This window comes from Xanthomonas sp. WHRI 7064, assembly GCF_040202355.2.
Lineage (GTDB): Bacteria > Pseudomonadota > Gammaproteobacteria > Xanthomonadales > Xanthomonadaceae > Xanthomonas > Xanthomonas arboricola.
In genome coordinates, this window is record NZ_CP167821.1 from 2,045,434 (window position 1) to 2,062,369 (window position 16,936).

Sequence of the window (16,936 nt, forward strand, 5' to 3'; positions counted from 1 at the left end):
CCTCGACGGCAGGAAGTTTTCCACCCATGTTCTCGTTGCAGACCATCTTCGGCTCCGGCAAGCAGTTCTATGCGCTTCTGAACGAAGCGGCGCAGGCCGCCTACGACAGCACCAAGGCCTTGCATGCCATGATGCGCACGTCCGACCGCCAACCCGCGCTGGACGCCTTCAAGCTGGCCCGCCTGCGCGAACGCGCCGCCTCGGACAAGATCGGCCAGGCGCTGGTGGACAGCTTCATGACCCCGATCGAGCGCGAGGACATCGAAGCGCTGGGCTCGGCCCTGTACAAGATTCCCAAGCAGGTCGAGAAGTTCGCCGACCGCTACTCGCTGGCCACCAAGCATCTGGAGCACATCGACTTCGCCCCGCGCGCGGCGATGCTGGAACAGGCCGCCGCGGTGGTGGTGGAGATGGTGGCCGACCTGCCGCAGATGAACATCGATCGCATGACCGCGCTCAACGACAAGCTGCGCATGCTGGAAAACGAGGCCGACCGGCTGATGCTCGAGCTGTATCGCGACATCTATTCCGGCCGCCTGGACACGCTGCAGATGTTCCTGCTCAAGGAATTCTTCGAGATTCTGGAAAAGGCCATCGACCGTTGCCGCGAGGCAGGGGTGGTGGTGTACCAGATCGTATTGAAGAACAGCTGAGGTCGCCGCGTGCTTACCCTAGTTCTGGTGGTGATCCTGGCGGCGTTGGTGTTCGAGTTCATCAACGGCTTCCACGACACCGCCAACTCCATCGCCACCGTGGTCGCCACCAAGGTGCTGTCGCCGGGCTGGGCGGTGATGCTGGCCGCCGGCATGAACCTGATCGGCGCGCTTACCGGCACCGCGGTGGCGCTGACGATCGCCTCCGGCCTGCTCAATACCGAGGTGGTCGAGGTCACCCCGCAGGTGATCCTGTGCGCGCTGCTGGGCGGCATCATCTGGAACCTGATCACCTGGTGGAAAGGCCTGCCGTCGTCGTCCTCGCATGCCCTGATTGGCGGGCTGTGCGGCGCCGGCCTGGCCGCCGCGCACAACAACTGGAACGCCTTGATCTGGTCGGAAAACATCGGCAACTGGGCCAAGAACAAGGGCCTGTTGTGGAAGGTGTTCGTGCCGATGATCACCTCGCCGATCGCCGGCTTCCTGCTCGGCATCGTGGTGATGCTGTTGCTGTGGGCGATCATCGCCGGCATGGCCCGGCTGGGCGGGCCGATCGGGCGGCTGGCGCGTCCGCGCTGGGTCAATGCGTTCTTCGGCAAGGCGCAGATCGCCTCGGCCGCCTACATGGGCTATGCCCACGGCCATAACGACGCGCAGAAGACCATGGGCATCATCGCGATGACCCTGATCGGCGCGCAGTCGGCCGGTGCGCTGGACGATCTGCCGAGCTGGCTGTCGTTCCTGCATCCGGGCACCGGCCTGGCTGCGGGCGCCGGCATTCCGATGTGGATCGTGCTGACCTGTGCGGTGGTGATGGCCGCCGGCACCGCCTCGGGCGGCTGGAAGATCATCAAGACGCTCGGCCACAAGATGGTCAAGCTGCATCCCATCCACGGCTTTGCCGCAGAAACCAGCTCGGCCACCGTGCTGACCGTGGCCGCGCACTTCGGCATGCCGGTGTCGACCACGCACAGCATTTCCACCGCGATCATGGGCGTGGGCTTTGCCAAGAACCCGCGCTCGCTGCGGCTGGGCGTGATCGAGCGCATCGTCTGGGCCTGGATCCTGACCATCCCGGCCGCCGGCGGAGTGGCGTATCTGATCCTGCGCTGCTTCGAATGGTTCGGCTGGACCTGAGCGATGTCGCGCTGTGGTCACCTCGGTGGGCGAGCATGCGCGCCAACCGCGGCGTGCCCTGTTGCAGGTCATGCCGTTCGACCCTGATGTGCCAACGCGTCCTGCCTGAGGAAACGCGCCGATGATGCTTGCGCTGGTGTGCGTGCTGTTCTTGCTGTCCTGGCTGATCGGCCGCCGGCGCTGGCTGCGCACTGCGCGTGCGCTGGCAGCGGCCACATTGGCGTTGCTGCTGCTGGTGGGCTGCGGCCCGTTGGCGAGCTGGATGCTGCACGGGCTGCAGCAGACCGGCGTCAACGATTTCAACGACTGGCGCGCGCGCAACATGATCGTGCTGCTGGGCGCGGGCACGGTGCGGCCGGATGGCCCCGACGCCACCGCCGAGGCCAACATGTTCGCCTACGGCCGCATCGTCGAGTCGGCGCGGCTGTACCGGCAGTGCCGTGCGCATGGCGGCGACTGCAAGATCGAGATCAGCGGCGGCGACGCGCGCGGGCTGGGCCTGTCCGAGGCGGTGGTGTATCGAAAGGTGCTGATCGGGCTGGGCATCGACCAGGCCGACCTGATCATGGAGCCGTCCAGCATGAACACCTGGCAGAACGCGCAGTTCAGCCAGCCGTTACTGCGCCAGTACCGCCCCGATCGGGTCGTGCTGGTGTCCTCGGCCACGCATCTGCGGCGTGCCGAGCTGTACTTCCGCCACTTCGGCATCGACGCCACGCCGGTGCGCTCGGACTGGTTGACCGCGTCCTGGGCGTGGTTGCCGCAGAGCTACAACTTCACCGTGGCCGATGTCGCCTTGCACGAGTACCTGGGCATTGCGCGCTATCGGGTTTACGAGTGGCTGGGGTGGAATGTGGAGGCTGTTCGGGCTGGGGCGTTGTGAATGGGGAATGGTGAATCGGGAATGGGGAATGGGGATTCGGGATTCGTAGCAGCTGGTGCGCTTCCTGATATGTGGCTGATTTGATTCAGCGGCGCCTGGTGCCCCTTCGGATTGGCGGTGCAATGCGTGTGCGCGGCGGTCGGGAGGGTGATTGCGCTGCTTGGTAGTGTCGCGGCTAGTTGCGCATTTTCTTGCGGCTGGCGTGATGCATCGCCCGCCGCGTGTGCGGCCGGTGATGGTGGTGCTCAGCGGGTTTCGTACATCGTCTTGACGTCGTTGCGGAATGCGGCCTGGCTATCGGTGCGGTTGTAGAACATGTGGCCGCCGGGATATTCGCGCACCTGCACGCGCTTGGGGTCGCTGCCCATCGTCGGCATCTGGTCCACCGTCAGCACCGAGCCCATGAACGGGCAGGAGAGATCATTCCAGCCATGCGCGATCAATACGCGCAGCTTGGGGTCGATCGCCACCGACTGGCGCAGCTGGGTGACCGCGCCCTTGCGCAGTTCGTCGTTCCAGTCCCATAGCTTGTTGACGTCGTAATTGAGCGCCTGATAACGCGCATCGACCTTCCAGCCGACCACGCGGGTGACGAAGTCCACCATCGCGGTGGTGGTCGGCGCGATGATGCTGTCCAGCAGCGGGTCGTTGGCGCGCTGCTCGGGATCGTTGGGGAAGGGGTCGAACGCGGTCACGTTGGAGTCGTAGCGGCTGCCCAGCTCGCCCTTGTCGCGGAACACCTCGCGCAGATACGCCTGGGTTTCCAGGCGCCCGCCGGAGCGGCGCACATAGGTCGCGTCCAGCCCGGTCATGCGGGTGACCTGCTGCAGCATCGCCTCGGTCGCCTGCGGGTCGGTGCGGCCCCTCATCAGCGCCACCGCGTAGTCGCCGCGGGTGTAATCGATCACCTGGCGCATCGCCGTGTCGCTGAGCTGGCCCTGGCGTTCCAGGTGTGCGGCGGCGATCGAGGGCAGCGTCATCATCCAGGCCAGCGGCGACACGTCGCTGTTGTCGTCCAGGGTGGGATTGAGATACGGCGACACCAGCACCACGCCGTTCATCGCCACGCCCAGCCGGGTCTGCAGGTACTGGGTGATGCGCGGGCCGCGGAAGCCGCCATAACTTTCGCCGACCAGGTACTTGCGTGCCTGCAGGCGGCGGTTCTTCAGCAGCCAGTCGTAGACCGCACGCGAGAGATATTCCACGTCGGCCTGCGGGTTGTAGAACTGCTTCTTGGCCTCGTCGTCGCCGATCAGGGCGCGGCTGAAGCCGGTGCCGACCGGGTCGATGAACACCAGGTCGGTGAAGTCCAGCCAGGTGCCGGGGTTATCGCGCAGCGCCGCCGGCGCGGAAGCGCTGTCGCCTTCGGCGCCGAAACCCACCACCTTGGGTCCGATCGCGCCCATGTTCAGATACACCGACGACGCACCAGGCCCACCATTCAGCGCGAAGGTCACCGGGCGGTCCTTGCCATCGACGGTGTAGGCGGTGAACACCACCTCGCCGGTGGTCTTGCCCTGCGCATCGCGCACCGGCAGGGTGCCGACGGTTGCGGTGTAACTCAGCGTGCGCCCGCCCACGCGGGTGCTTTGCCGCACGCTGGCATCGGCCGGCAGTGGCGCGGGCTTGGCGGCGGCGGCATCGGACTTGGTGTCGGTTTTTGCAGCGTTGTTGTCGGGCGCATCGGCCAGCGCGTTCCCGCTGAGCAGGACGCAGGCCAGCAGGCTGGCACGGAGAAGGGAGGGCATGAGCATCGGAGATTCGGCAGGGAGCGACGATGCTAGGCCGCCGATGGCGTCCGATGGATGTGCACAAAGGCATGTGTGTCGCGTTGGCCGACGTGGCCTGCCTGGCTTGGAGCAGCATGTGCCGCTGCAGGCAGTCGTCTGATCCGAAGGGTGGGGATCGGCTTCACCCTCACCCCAACTTCCGCTTCGCACCCCCGGCCCGGGCTGGCAGCGCGGGCGCTCGAAGAGACCTGCGCAAGCAGTGCCTTCTCGCCCCGCTGGGGGGCGAAGCTTTCGCTGCTTGGTGTTTTCAGACTTTCAGCGAATTCAAACCTCCAGCGACGCCAGATCGCCCTTGGTCTCCAGCCACTGCTTGCGATCGCCGGCGCGCTTTTTCGCCAGCAGCATGTCCATCAGCGAGCGGGTCTGTTCGCCATCGTCGATGGTCAGCTGCACCAGGCGGCGCGTATCCGGGTGGATGGTCGACTCGCGCAGCTGCTGCGGATTCATCTCGCCCAGGCCCTTGAAGCGGGTGACGCTGACCTGTCCCTTGAGCTTCTCGCGCGCGATCTTGTCCAGCAGCGTGGTCTTTTCCTCTTCGTCCAGCGCGTAGAACACCTGCTTGCCCACGTCCACGCGGAACAGCGGCGGCATCGCCACGAACACGTGGCCGGCCGCGACCAGCGCAGGGAAATGCTGCAGGAACAGCGCGGTCAGCAAGGTGGCGATATGCAGGCCGTCGGAGTCCGCATCGGCCAGGATCACCACCTTGCCGTAACGCAGCCCGGTGATGTCGTCCTTGCCCGGGTCGCAGCCGATCGCGATCGCCAGGTTGTGGACTTCCTCGGAGGCCAGCACGCTGCCCGATGCCACTTCCCAGGTGTTGAGGATCTTGCCGCGCAGCGGCAGGATCGCCTGGAAGTCCTTGTCGCGGGCCTGCTTGGCCGAGCCGCCGGCCGAGTCGCCCTCGACCAGGAACAATTCGGTACGCGACAGATCCTGGCTGATGCAGTCGGCCAGCTTGCCGGGCAGGGCCGGGCCCTGGGTGACCTTCTTGCGGACAATCTGCTTTTCGGTCTTCAGGCGCGCACTGGCGCGGTCGATGGCGATCTGCGCGATCTTCTCGCCGATCTCCACGTTCTGATTCAGATACAGGCTGAAGGCATCGTGCGCGGCGCCTTCGATGAAGCCGGCGGCCTGGCGCGAGGACAGCCGCTCCTTGGTCTGGCCGGAGAACTGCGGGTCAGTCATCTTCAGGCTGAGCACGAAGGTGACCCGGTCCCACACGTCTTCCGGTGCCAGCTTGACCCCACGCGGCAGCAGATTGCGGAAGTCGCAGAACTCGCGCAGCGCATCGGTCAGGCCCGAACGCAGGCCGTTGACGTGGGTGCCGTGCTGCGCGGTCGGGATCAGGTTGACATAGCTTTCCTGCACCAGCTCGCCTTCCGGCACCCAGGCCGCGGCCCAGTCGACGATCTCGGTGTCCTTCTTCAGGCTGCCTGCAAACAGGTCGGCCGGCAGCATCTCGTGCTCGGCCATCTCGCCCTTGAGGTAGTCGCGCAGGCCGTTCTCGAAGTACCAGCTGTCCTGCTCGCCGGTGGCCTCGTCGTGCAGCTTGACGGTCAGGCCCGGGCACAGCACGGCCTTGGCGCGCAGCAGATGGCGCAGCGCGCGTACGTTGAACTTGGGCGTGTCGAAGTACTTCGGATCGGCCCAGAAGCGCAGCCGCGTGCCGGTGTTCTTCTTGCCAACGGTGCCGACCACTTCCAGCTTGGAGGCGGCGTGGCCGTCGCGGAACTCCATGCGGTGCTCGCTGCCTTCGCGCTTGATGAACAGCTCGACCTTGGTCGACAGCGCGTTGACCACGCTCACGCCCACGCCGTGCAGGCCGCCGGAGAAGGTGTAGTTGCGGTTGCTGAACTTGCCGCCGGCATGCAGCCGGGTCAGGATCAGCTCGACACCGGGAATCTTTTCTTCCGGGTGCATGTCCACCGGCATGCCGCGGCCGTCGTCGGACACCTCGCAGCTGCCGTCCTTGTACAGGGTCACTTCGACCTGCCTGGCATGACCGGCCAGCGCCTCGTCGACCGAGTTGTCGATCACTTCCTGCGCCAGATGGTTCGGGCGCGCAGTGTCGGTATACATGCCAGGGCGGCGTTTGACCGGGTCCAGGCCCGACAGCACTTCAATATCGGCGGCGTTATAACGGGTGTTCATGCATCTCGTTGGCACGTGAAACGACGCGCAAGTGTGGGGGGTGGGCCGATTTTTTGCACGCGACAGGCGTTCAGTGCAGGGCGGGGTGCGGCTGGATACCCTGGCGTTGGATTCGGAACCAAACGTCCCCACCTGAGGATGTCACCGAACCCGGAGGACACCATGAAGTTCAAGCACATCCTGATGCTCACCCTCGGTGCTGCCGCAGTGGCCGCGCTTCCTGCCATGGCCCAGGCCGCTCCCCAGCAGACCGGGCAAGGCGCCGGCGCCAGCGCGCAGAAGGCCGACGACGCCAAGGCCAAGACCGAAGCCGAGCGCAAGGCCGAGCGCCGCGCCGCCGCCGCGGCACACAAGCCCAAGGCCGACGCCGCCACGCGCGAGGAAGAGGAAGAAGAAAAGCCGGCGCGCTGATTCCATCGCGCGACGGCACAACGCCACACGGACGCCCCGGCCTTGGTCGGGGCGTCTGCATTTGAGCGCCAGGCGCAGCGCGTTTTTCGCCGCTGTGACGACATGATCGTCACGCAACCCTTGGGCATTCGCCCGTCACCCGCTAAACTATGGCTTTCCGGGAGGCTTCAAGCCCCATGACCCCCCTGATTTTTGTTACCGGCGGCGTAGTGTCCTCGCTAGGCAAGGGCATTGCCGCCGCTTCGCTTGCCTCCATTCTGGAAGCGCGTGGCCTGAAGGTCACGATGATGAAGCTGGACCCGTACATCAATGTGGACCCGGGCACGATGAGCCCGTTCCAGCATGGCGAGGTCTACGTCACCGACGACGGCGCCGAGACCGACCTGGATCTGGGTCACTACGAGCGCTACGTGCGCACGCGGCTGTCGCGCAAGAACTCGGTCACCACCGGCCGGATCTACGAGAACGTGATCCGCAAGGAGCGCCGCGGCGATTACCTGGGCGCCACCGTGCAGGTGATCCCGCACATCACCGACGAGATCCGCCGTTGTATCGACGAGGCCACCGCCGGGTTCGATGTGGCGCTGATCGAGATCGGCGGCACCGTCGGCGATATCGAGTCGCTGCCGTTCCTGGAAGCGATCCGCCAGGTGCGCACCGAGCGTGGCGCCGAAAAGGCCATGTTCATGCACCTCACCCTGGTGCCGTACATCGCCGCCGCCGGTGAGTTGAAGACCAAGCCGACCCAGCATTCGGTCAAGGAGCTGCGCTCGATCGGTATCCAGCCGGACGTGCTGCTGTGCCGTTCCGAGCAGGCGGTACCGGATTCGGAGCGCCGCAAGATCGCGCTGTTCACCAACGTCTCCGAGCGCGCGGTGATCAGCTGCCCCGATATCGACGTGCTGTACGGCATGCCGCTGGAACTGCGTCGCCAGGGCCTGGACGAACTGGTCATCGATCAGTTCAAGCTGCGCGACAAGGTGGCTGCGCCCGACCTGTCCGAATGGGCTGCGGTGGTGGATGCGGTCAAGCACCCGCTGGACGAGGTCACCATTGCGGTGGTCGGCAAGTACGTCGACCACCAGGACGCCTACAAGTCGGTGGCCGAAGCGCTGCGTCACGGCGGTCTGCGCCAGCGTACCAAGGTCAACCTGAAGTGGCTGGAAGCGCAGGATCTGGAAGGCAGCGACATGGCTGCGCTGCAGGATATCGACGGCATCCTGGTGCCGGGCGGCTTCGGCGACCGTGGTTTCGAAGGCAAGGTGCTCACCTCCAAGTATGCGCGCGAGCACAAGGTGCCGTACTTCGGCATCTGCTACGGCATGCAGGCGGCGGTGGTGGACTATGCCCGCCACGTGGCCGATCTGGACGCAGCCAACAGCACCGAGAACGATCGCCAGTCGCCGCACCCGGTGATCGGCCTGATCACCGAATGGCGCACCGCCACCGGCGAAGTGGAAAAGCGCGACGAGAAGTCCGACCTGGGCGGCACCATGCGGCTGGGTCTGCAGGAGCAGCGGCTCAAGCCGGGCACGCTGGCGCGCGAGGTGTACGGCAAGGATGTGGTCGCCGAGCGTCACCGTCACCGCTACGAGTTCAACAACCGCTACCGCACCCAGCTGGAAGACGCCGGCCTGGTGATCTCCGGCAAGTCGATGGACGACACGCTGGTGGAGATGGTGGAGCTGCCGCGCGATGCGCACCCATGGTTCCTGGCCTGCCAGGCGCATCCGGAATTCCTGTCCACCCCGCGCGACGGGCATCCGCTGTTCATCGGCTTCGTGCGCGCTGCGCGCGAGAAGAAGGCGGGCGGAAAACTGCTGAAGGAAGCGCGTGCCTGAGCCACTCCTTCTCCCATCGGGAGAAGCTGGCGTGCAGCGCCGGATGAGCGGCGCCGCAACGCACCGGAAGATGGCCGCCATGACGAACGCGTCGCCACGCGTCAGCCAGGGCAAACCATCGCACTTCAGCAGCGCTTCGCAACCGTACCCGCACACCAACCCCTCTCCCGACGGGAGAGGGGCTTTAATCAATAGGTGACCTGATGAAACTGTGTGACTTTGACGTTGGCCTGGATCAGCCGTTGTTCCTGATCGCCGGCCCCTGCGTGATCGAGTCGATGCAGCTGCAGCTCGACGTGGCCGGCAAGCTGAAAGAGATCACCGGCAAGCTGGGGATCAACTTCATCTTCAAGTCGAGCTTCGACAAGGCCAACCGCACCTCCGGCACCAGCTTCCGCGGCCCCGGCCTGGAAGAGGGCCTGAAGGTGCTGGAGGCGGTGAAAAAGCAGATCGGCGTGCCGGTGCTGACCGACGTGCACGAATACACCCCGATGAACGAGGTCGCCGCCGTCGTCGACGTGCTGCAGACCCCGGCCTTCCTGGTGCGCCAGACCGATTTCATCAAGAACGTCTGCGCCGCCGGCAAGCCGGTCAACATCAAGAAGGGCCAGTTCCTGGCGCCGTGGGACATGAAGCCGGTGGTCGACAAGGCCAAGTCGACCGGCAACGAGCAGATCATGGTCTGCGAGCGCGGCGCCTCGTTCGGCTACAACAATCTGGTCAGCGACATGCGCTCGCTGAGCGTCATGCGCGACACCGGCTGCCCGGTGGTGTTCGATGCCACCCATTCGGTGCAGTTGCCGGGCGGGCAGGGCAGCAGTTCCGGCGGCCAGCGCGAGTTCGTGCCGGTGCTGGCGCGCGCGGCGGTGGCGGTGGGCATTTCCGGTCTGTTTGCCGAAACCCATCCAGACCCGTCCAAGGCCTTGTCGGATGGCCCCAACGCCTGGCCGCTGGACCGCATGGAGGAACTGCTCGAGACCCTGATGGAACTGGATGCCGTCACCAAGAAGCACGGGTTCGCGCGCTTCGCATGAATTCCGATCCCTGGGCGCTGGCCGCGTCGCAGCGCCAGCGTCGGCAATGGCGCCACTGGCCCTGGGGCTGGATCGCGCTGGTCGCATCGATCGCCGCGTGGGCGTGTATGGCCGCAGTGGTGTTTCTGGTCGCTGCCAGCATCGGCATGCCGGGTGACGGCGACCATGCCATGCAGGCCACGCGGGTGCCAATGCTGGTCACGCTGCTGCTGGCCGCAGTAGCGATCACAAGTTGCCTGATCGCCGGCCCGCTGGCGTTGCGGCTGGCTCGCCAATCCGGCACAGCGATCTTTGCGTTGGTGTTGCTGTCGGTCTTGCTGCTGCTGTCTGGGCTACCGCTGCTGGGCTTGATGGCCTAGCGGCATGCTTGCCGGCCTGTTGCGTGCGGCAGCTTCACGCGATTTGGCAATGTGCCGGTGTGCGGCGATAATCCCGCAGCTTGTTTCCGGTGTACTTCCCCCTTACTGGTAACCGATCGACCTATGACCACTATCGCCAAGATCCTCGCCCGCGAAATCCTTGACTCCCGCGGCAATCCCACGCTGGAGGCCGAAGTCACGCTGGACGACGGCTCGTTCGGCCGCGCTGCCGTGCCCTCGGGCGCCTCGACCGGCACCAAGGAAGCGGTGGAACTGCGCGATGGCGACAAGACCCGCTACCTGGGCAAGGGCGTGCTGCACGCGGTGCAGAACGTCAACGGCACCATCGCCGAGACGCTCAAGGGCTTTGACGCGGCCGACCAGCAGGGTCTGGACCGCCGCCTGATCGACCTGGACGGCACCGAGAACAAGGGCCGCCTGGGCGCGAATGCGCTGCTGGGTGTTTCTCTGGCCGCCGCGCATGCCGTGGCCGCCTCGCGCAAGCAGCCGCTGTGGCAGTACCTGTCCACCATCACCGAGTCCGACGTGGCACTGCCGGTGCCGATGATGAACATCATCAACGGCGGCGCGCATGCCGACAACAACGTCGATTTCCAGGAGTTCATGGTGCTGCCGGTCGGCTGCAGCTCGTTCTCCGAAGCGCTGCGTGCCGGCACCGAAATCTTCCATGCGCTCAAGTCGGTGCTCAAGGGCCACGGCCTGAGCACGGCGGTGGGCGATGAAGGCGGCTTTGCGCCGGACTTCCGCAGCAACGTCGAAGCGCTGGACACCATCCTCGAGGCGATCGGCAAGGCCGGCTACACCGCCGGCGAAGACGTGCTGCTGGGCCTGGACGTGGCCTCCAGCGAGTTCTACGACAACGGCAAGTACAACCTGGTCGGCGAGAACAAGCGCCTGACCAGCGAGCAGTTCGTCGACTTCCTGGCCGACTGGGTCGCGCAGTACCCGATCATCAGCATCGAAGACGGCCTGGCCGAGGACGACTGGGCCGGCTGGAAGCTGCTCACCGACCGCGTCGGCAAGAAGGTGCAGCTGGTGGGCGATGATCTGTTCGTCACCAACCCGAAGATCTTCAAGCAGGGCATCGACTCGGGCACCGCCAACGCGATCCTGATCAAGGTCAACCAGATCGGCACGCTGACCGAGACGCTGGAAGCCATTGCGATGGCGCATGCGGCCAACTATGCCTCGATCGTCTCGCACCGCTCGGGCGAAACCGAAGACACCACCATCGCCGACATCGCCGTGGCCACCACCGCCACGCAGATCAAGACCGGCTCGCTGTGCCGCAGCGACCGCGTCGCCAAGTACAACCAATTGCTGCGCATCGAGCAGGCGCTGGGCTCCGGCGCGCGTTACGCCGGCCGCGACGCGTTCGTTTCGCTCAAGCGCTAAGCCGTGCGCAACTGGCGCTGGCTACTGCTGGTGCTGGCGGTGCTGCTGGCTTGGCTGCAGTACCGCTTCTGGTTCGGGCCTGGGAATTCTGGCGAAGTCATGATGCTGGAAGCCCAGGTCGCGCATCAGACACAGGACAACGAAGGTCTGCGCCAACGCAACCAGGCGTTGGCAGCAGAGGTGAAGGATTTGAAGGACGGCGAGGCGGCAATCGAGGAACGCGCGCGCAGCGAGCTGGGCATGATCAAACCGGGCGAGACGTTCTATCGCGTGGTCGAGGATGCACCGCCGCTTCCGCCTGCAGTGGCCGCGCCGTCCGCTGCGCCCGTCGAGCCTGACGCTCCGGCGGAACAACCATGACCGGTTCGATCTGGGCGATCGTGCCGGCCGCCGGGCGCGGCACGCGTTTTGGTGGGCAGACCCCCAAACAATATCTGTCCGCTGCCGGGCAACCGCTGATGGCCTACACGCTGGCGGCGCTTGCCGCGCATCCGGTGGTGGCCGGCATCGTGGTGGCCATCGCGCCCGACGATGCGGATTGGCCAGGCTGGACTTCGGTGCAGGACAAGCCGGTGCTGACCTGCGTCGGCGGCGGGACACGTGCGGCATCGGTGCTGGCCGGATTGCTGGCCCTGCCGGAGAGCGTGCGGGCCGATGACTTTGTGCTGGTGCACGACGCCGCGCGGCCCAATCTCGCCTTGGCCGATCTGGAGCGTCTGCTGGAAATCGGCCGCGGCGATCCGGTCGGCGCGATCCTGGCTGCGCCGGTGCGCGACACGCTCAAGCGAGCCGGCGACGATGGCGGCATCGATGCCACCGAGCCACGCGAGCGGCTGTGGCGCGCGCTGACCCCTCAGCTGTTCCGTCGCCATCAACTGATCCGTGGCCTCACCGAAGCGTCGGCGGCCGGGGTGGACGTGACCGATGAGGCGATGGCGATGGAGCGGCTGGGATTGCGCCCGTTGCTGGTGGAAGGTGCCGAAGACAACTTCAAGGTGACCACGCCGACGGATCTGGCGCGCTTTGAATTCGAACTGGCGCGCCGAGGTGTTGCAGTGGATGCCCAGTCGCCTGCAACCGACCCGCATGCCGGGGCGGTCGTTGGCCACACCGATGCGCTGTCCGCTGGTGCCCACCACGACGCCGACGCTCCCTAATCACCACGGATTACCATGTCTTTCAATTTTCGAATCGGTCAGGGCTACGACGTGCACGCGTTCGGTGCGGGCGACCACGTGATGCTGGGCGGCGTGCGCGTCGCGCACGGCCATGGCGTGCTCGCGCACAGCGATGGCGACGTGGTGCTGCACGCGCTGTGCGATGCGATGCTGGGCGCGCTGGCGCTGGGCGATATCGGTCAGCACTTTCCGCCGTCCGACGCGCGCTGGAAGGACGCCGACAGTGCGCAGTTCCTGCAGCATTGTGATCACTTGCTGCGCGAGCGTGGCTGGCGGGTCGGCAATGCCGATGTCACCGTGATCTGCGAGCGTCCCAAGATCGGCCCGCATGCACTGGCGATGCGCGAACGCATCGCCGGCCTGCTGGCGATCGAACTCGATGCGGTCAGCGTCAAGGCCACCACCAGCGAAAAACTCGGCTTCACCGGCCGTAGCGAGGGCATTGCTGCGCAAGCGGCGGTCTTGCTCGGCAAGATCGCTGCCTGACCGCAGCTCACAAACGCCTGCGCGCACCGTTGGCGGCGCGGACGGTGCCGGGTATGGCGATCATCAGGCATACCCTGCAGTGCTGAGCCTGCCTTCCCCACCCATCCGGCCACTGCCGGCCAGGTGTTCCAGCCGCTCCAGATCGCGGTTACCTGCGCCGGGCTCGTCTTGGCGTCGCACCGCGACACCACCGCGCCGAGGCATTCGGCACATAGCGCACGACCTGTCGGCGCGAAGGTAAATCACAGCATGAGCGACATCTTTGTTCTGCCGCGCGCGCATGGCGCTGCGGTCCTCGGCGCGGCAATGCGCAGCACGCCCGAAGATTTTCAGGTCGATGAGCTGCCGGCTTTCGAGCCCACCGGCGAGGGCGAGCACCTGTTGCTCACCATCCGCAAGCGTGGGCAGAACACCGCCTATATCGCGAAAAAACTCGCGCAGTGGGCCGGAATCGCCGAAATGGGCGTCAGCTACGCCGGGCTGAAGGACCGCCATGCGGTGACCACGCAGCGCTTCAGCGTGCATCTGCCCAAGCGCATCGCGCCGGAGCTCGCCGCGCTCGACGACGATGAGATGCAGGTCATCGCCAGTACCTGGCATAACCGCAAGCTGCAACGCGGCGCACTGCTGGGCAATCGTTTCGTGTTGACGTTGCGCCAGGTGCAGGGCCAGCACGCGGCGATCGAACAGCGCCTGCAGGCGATCGCCGCGCGCGGTATCCCGAACTGGTTTGGCGAACAGCGTTTCGGCCGCGATGGCGGCAACGTGGCCTCCGCGCTGGCGATGTTCGGTTATGTATCCAATGCAGACGGCACCTTGTCGGCGGCGCCGGCATCCCGGCGGCGGCTGCGCAACGATCAACGCTCGATGCTGCTGTCGGCGGCGCGCTCGGCGTTGTTCAATCGGCTGCTCACCGCACGCGTGGAGCAGGGCAGCTGGGACACCGCGCTGGATGGCGAGGCGTGGATGCTGGATGGCTCGCGCAGCGTGTTCGGCCCCGAACCATTCACCGATGTACTGGCAGAGCGCCTGGCGCGCTTCGATATCCATCCCAGCGGGCCGTTGTGGGGCGCCGGCGAGCTGCGTTCGACCGGGCAGGCTGCGGCGGTGGAGCAGGGCGCGTTGTCCGATCCGCAATCGGAGGTGCTGCGGCAAGGCCTGGAGGCCGCGGGCTTGAAGCAGGAGCGCCGCGCACTGCGCTTGCGTCCGCAACAGCTGGAGTATCGCTGGCTGGATGCGGACAGCCTGCAGATCGCATTCGCACTGCCGCCGGGCTGCTACGCCACCGCGGTGCTGTGGGAGCTCGGCGAGGTCAGCGACGCCGGCCGTCTCAACGCCGGCCTGCGTTCCGACGCCTAGGCCTGCTCGGTTGTCGTTGGCCGCCCGGCAAGCACGTCACCGCCGTAGGAGCGGACCTGGCCGCGACAGGCCTGCCCATCAACGCGTCCTTCGCGCAAGCGCATGCCTACATCGGCGACCCATCGCCCAATCGGCGCTAACGCCGCGCCAGCAACACCAGCAATGCCCCGGTGCCACCTTGCGTGGCCGGCGCGGAATGAAATGCCAGCACATCGTTGCGCTGACGCAGCAGGCGATCCATCAGGTTTTTCAACACCGGCGCGCCATTGTCCGACTGCAGCCCCTTGCCGTGGATGATGCGCACGCAGCCATGCTCGTGCGCATGCGCTTCCAGCAGGAACTGCCGCAGCAGGGATTCGGCCTGCGCGGCGGTGGCGCCATGCAGGTCCAGTTCGTCCTGGATCGAGAACTGACCGCGCTTGAGCCGTTGAAACAATCGGGTGGGAAGATTCTCGCGCCGGTAGCTGGCGGTATCGCCCGCCTCCAACGGCGCACTGTCGCGCAGCAGACGCGCGAATTCGGTGTGCGCTTCCGCATCGTCGCGCTCGGCCATGCGCGCGCGCGGCTTGGGGCGCGGCTTGGCATTGGCCGGTGGGGCGACTTCACGAATCGGCTTGACCGCGCCGATCGCTGCGCGGAACAGCGCGCCGTCGTCTTCGTCTTCAGGATGCGACATGCTCACAGCCTAACCTGCCCAACCTCAGGCGCAAGCGAAGATCAAGCGCGAAGGGCGCGGACGCATCCGGTATCATGACCCGGTTTTCCGAGGAGTCCCATGCGCGTACTGGTTAGCAACGACGACGGTGTCGACGCCCCCGGCATCCAGATTTTGGCCGAGGCGCTGCGCCATGCCGGTCATGAAGTGATGGTGGTCGCGCCCGACCGAGACCGCTCCGGCGCCAGCAATTCGCTGACGCTGGATGTGCCGATCCGCACCCGCCGCATCGACGCGCAGACCTGCGCGGTTGCCGGCACGCCGACCGACTGCGTGCATCTGGCGCTGACCGGCATGCTTGATTACGACCCGGATATCGTGGTCTCCGGCATCAACAACTCGGCCAATCTCGGCGACGACGTGATTTATTCGGGCACCGTGTCCGCCGCGATGGAAGGCCGCTTCCTCGGCCTGCCGGCGGTGGCGGTCTCGCTGGTGACGCACAATCACGAAGCGCATCACTACGAAACCGCCGCGCGCGCCGCGGTGGAGATCGTGGCACGGCTGAAGTCCGACCCGTTGCCCGCCGATACCATCCTCAACGTCAACGTGCCGGACCTGGCCTGGTCGGAGGTGCTCGGTTTCGAGGTCACCCGGCTGGGCAACCGCCACCGGTCCGAGCCCTGCGTGCCGCAGCGCGACCCGCGCGGCCGCACCGTGTACTGGATCGGCCGGGCCGGGCCGGAGCAGGACGCTGGCGCCGGCACCGACTTCCATGCCGTGCGCACCGGACATATCTCGATCACCCCGATCCATGTCGACCTGACCCGCTATCAGGCGCTGGAGACGGTGGCCGGCTGGGTGGGCGGCCTGACCGCCGCGCTGGATACGCCGGCATGACGCCGAGGCTGCGCCTGCAACCGGAATCGGTCGGGATCGGCATGACCTCGCAACGCGTGCGCGACCGGCTGGTCGAGCGCCTGCGCGAGGCTGGCATCCAGGACGAAGCAACGCTCAACGCGGTGCGCACCGTGCCGCGCCATCTGTTCATCGACGAAGCGCTGGCCTCGCGTGCCTATGAAGACACCGCCTTGCCGATCGGCCACGGGCAGACCATCTCGCAGCCCTGGGTGGTCGCGCGCATGACCGAGGCGGTGCTGCAGGTCGGCCCGACCAAAGTGCTCGAAGTGGGCACCGGCTCCGGCTACCAGGGCGCGATCCTCGCCGCGCTGGGGCTGGAGGTGTACACCGTCGAGCGCATCGGCGACCTGCTGCGGCAGGCGCGCAAGCGCTTCCGCCATCTGGGCATGAACGTGCGCAGCAAGCACGACGACGGCCGCATCGGCTGGCCCGAACATGGCCCCTACGATGCCATCGTGGTCACCGCCGCCGCCCCGGCGCTGGTCGACGCGCTGGTCGATCAGCTGGCGGTCGGCGGGCGGCTGGTGGCCCCGGTCGGTGGCGCCTCGTCGCAGTCACTGGTGCAACTCACGCGCGCTGCCGACGGTGCAATCGAGCAGCAGGTTCTGGCGCCGGTCACGTTCGTCCCGCTGTTGTCGGGCATGCTGGATTGAATCCAT

At 66.4% G+C, this 16,936-nt stretch carries 17 protein-coding genes; 14 read left to right on the forward strand and 3 right to left on the reverse strand.

The window, feature by feature from the left end; translation table 11 throughout:
* The first annotated feature begins 26 nt into the window (after positions 1 to 26).
* From ABQY74_RS08920 to ABQY74_RS08930, 3 genes are all read left to right on the forward strand, one after another.
* On the forward strand, positions 27 to 653 hold the full coding sequence (locus tag ABQY74_RS08920; protein WP_016902066.1) for a DUF47 domain-containing protein: 627 nt from the start codon (positions 27 to 29) through the stop codon (positions 651 to 653).
* 9 nt (positions 654 to 662) lie between these two features.
* On the forward strand, positions 663 to 1,790 hold the full coding sequence (locus ABQY74_RS08925) for an inorganic phosphate transporter (protein ID WP_024939559.1): 1,128 nt from the start codon (positions 663 to 665) through the stop codon (positions 1,788 to 1,790).
* A gap of 121 nt (positions 1,791 to 1,911) precedes the next feature.
* Complete coding sequence (locus tag ABQY74_RS08930; protein ID WP_126968795.1) at positions 1,912 to 2,673, forward strand: YdcF family protein; 762 nt, start codon at positions 1,912 to 1,914, stop codon at positions 2,671 to 2,673.
* Between the two features lie 245 nt (positions 2,674 to 2,918).
* Here ABQY74_RS08930 and ABQY74_RS08935 read toward each other — a convergent pair whose 3' ends face one another.
* Together ABQY74_RS08935 and parE are read right to left on the reverse strand one after the other, a co-directional pair.
* Positions 2,919 to 4,421: a S10 family peptidase gene (locus tag ABQY74_RS08935; RefSeq protein ID WP_126968796.1), complete on the reverse strand. Its 1,503-nt coding sequence runs from the start codon at positions 4,419 to 4,421 to the stop codon at positions 2,919 to 2,921.
* A gap of 306 nt (positions 4,422 to 4,727) precedes the next feature.
* Positions 4,728 to 6,617: a DNA topoisomerase IV subunit B gene (gene parE, locus ABQY74_RS08940; RefSeq protein WP_016902062.1), complete on the reverse strand. Its 1,890-nt coding sequence runs from the start codon at positions 6,615 to 6,617 to the stop codon at positions 4,728 to 4,730.
* A 162-nt stretch (positions 6,618 to 6,779) separates the two neighbouring features.
* On the opposite strand from parE, the gene ABQY74_RS08945 reads away from it, so the two are divergent.
* The 9 genes from ABQY74_RS08945 (at position 6,780) to truD (ending at position 14,701) form a co-directional block, all read left to right on the forward strand.
* On the forward strand, positions 6,780 to 7,028 hold the full coding sequence (locus tag ABQY74_RS08945; RefSeq protein WP_024939563.1) for a hypothetical protein: 249 nt from the start codon (positions 6,780 to 6,782) through the stop codon (positions 7,026 to 7,028).
* A 176-nt stretch (positions 7,029 to 7,204) separates the two neighbouring features.
* Positions 7,205 to 8,869 (forward strand): CTP synthase, encoded by a 1,665-nt coding sequence (locus ABQY74_RS08950; RefSeq protein ID WP_024939564.1) that lies wholly within the window; start codon positions 7,205 to 7,207, stop codon positions 8,867 to 8,869.
* A 203-nt stretch (positions 8,870 to 9,072) separates the two neighbouring features.
* Positions 9,073 to 9,903, forward strand: coding sequence for a 3-deoxy-8-phosphooctulonate synthase (gene kdsA, locus ABQY74_RS08955; RefSeq protein WP_126968797.1), 831 nt, complete (start codon positions 9,073 to 9,075; stop codon positions 9,901 to 9,903).
* A complete protein-coding gene (locus tag ABQY74_RS08960; protein ID WP_126968798.1) occupies positions 9,900 to 10,262 on the forward strand; it encodes a hypothetical protein in 363 nt (120 codons plus the stop codon). Before kdsA ends, ABQY74_RS08960 begins: the two co-directional genes overlap by 4 nt.
* A gap of 123 nt (positions 10,263 to 10,385) precedes the next feature.
* Positions 10,386 to 11,678 carry a phosphopyruvate hydratase gene (gene eno, locus ABQY74_RS08965; protein ID WP_016904017.1) on the forward strand — a complete coding sequence of 431 codons (1,293 nt, stop codon included), beginning with the start codon at positions 10,386 to 10,388 and terminating at the stop codon, positions 11,676 to 11,678.
* 3 nt (positions 11,679 to 11,681) lie between these two features.
* Positions 11,682 to 12,038 carry a cell division protein FtsB gene (gene ftsB, locus ABQY74_RS08970; RefSeq protein ID WP_016904016.1) on the forward strand — a complete coding sequence of 119 codons (357 nt, stop codon included), beginning with the start codon at positions 11,682 to 11,684 and terminating at the stop codon, positions 12,036 to 12,038.
* The gene (ispD, locus tag ABQY74_RS08975) at positions 12,035 to 12,835 is read left to right on the forward strand and encodes a 2-C-methyl-D-erythritol 4-phosphate cytidylyltransferase (RefSeq protein ID WP_126968799.1); all 801 of its coding nucleotides are present in this window, start codon (positions 12,035 to 12,037) and stop codon (positions 12,833 to 12,835) included. Before ftsB ends, ispD begins: the two co-directional genes overlap by 4 nt.
* A 15-nt stretch (positions 12,836 to 12,850) precedes the next feature.
* On the forward strand, positions 12,851 to 13,342 hold the full coding sequence (ispF, locus tag ABQY74_RS08980; protein WP_126968800.1) for a 2-C-methyl-D-erythritol 2,4-cyclodiphosphate synthase: 492 nt from the start codon (positions 12,851 to 12,853) through the stop codon (positions 13,340 to 13,342).
* A 249-nt stretch (positions 13,343 to 13,591) separates the two neighbouring features.
* Positions 13,592 to 14,701, forward strand: coding sequence for a tRNA pseudouridine(13) synthase TruD (truD, locus tag ABQY74_RS08985; protein WP_126968801.1), 1,110 nt, complete (start codon positions 13,592 to 13,594; stop codon positions 14,699 to 14,701).
* A gap of 136 nt (positions 14,702 to 14,837) precedes the next feature.
* Here the strand turns inward: truD and ABQY74_RS08990 are convergent, their stop codons facing one another.
* On the reverse strand, positions 14,838 to 15,377 hold the full coding sequence (locus tag ABQY74_RS08990) for a Smr/MutS family protein (RefSeq protein WP_039520788.1): 540 nt from the start codon (positions 15,375 to 15,377) through the stop codon (positions 14,838 to 14,840).
* Between the two features lie 99 nt (positions 15,378 to 15,476).
* Here ABQY74_RS08990 and surE point away from each other — a divergent pair, with 99 nt between their 5' ends.
* Together surE and ABQY74_RS09000 are read left to right on the forward strand one after the other, a co-directional pair.
* The gene (gene surE, locus ABQY74_RS08995; RefSeq protein ID WP_349794280.1) at positions 15,477 to 16,256 is read left to right on the forward strand and encodes a 5'/3'-nucleotidase SurE; all 780 of its coding nucleotides are present in this window, start codon (positions 15,477 to 15,479) and stop codon (positions 16,254 to 16,256) included.
* On the forward strand, positions 16,253 to 16,930 hold the full coding sequence (locus tag ABQY74_RS09000) for a protein-L-isoaspartate(D-aspartate) O-methyltransferase (RefSeq protein ID WP_016904010.1): 678 nt from the start codon (positions 16,253 to 16,255) through the stop codon (positions 16,928 to 16,930). Before surE ends, ABQY74_RS09000 begins: the two co-directional genes overlap by 4 nt.
* Positions 16,931 to 16,936 lie beyond the last annotated feature (6 nt).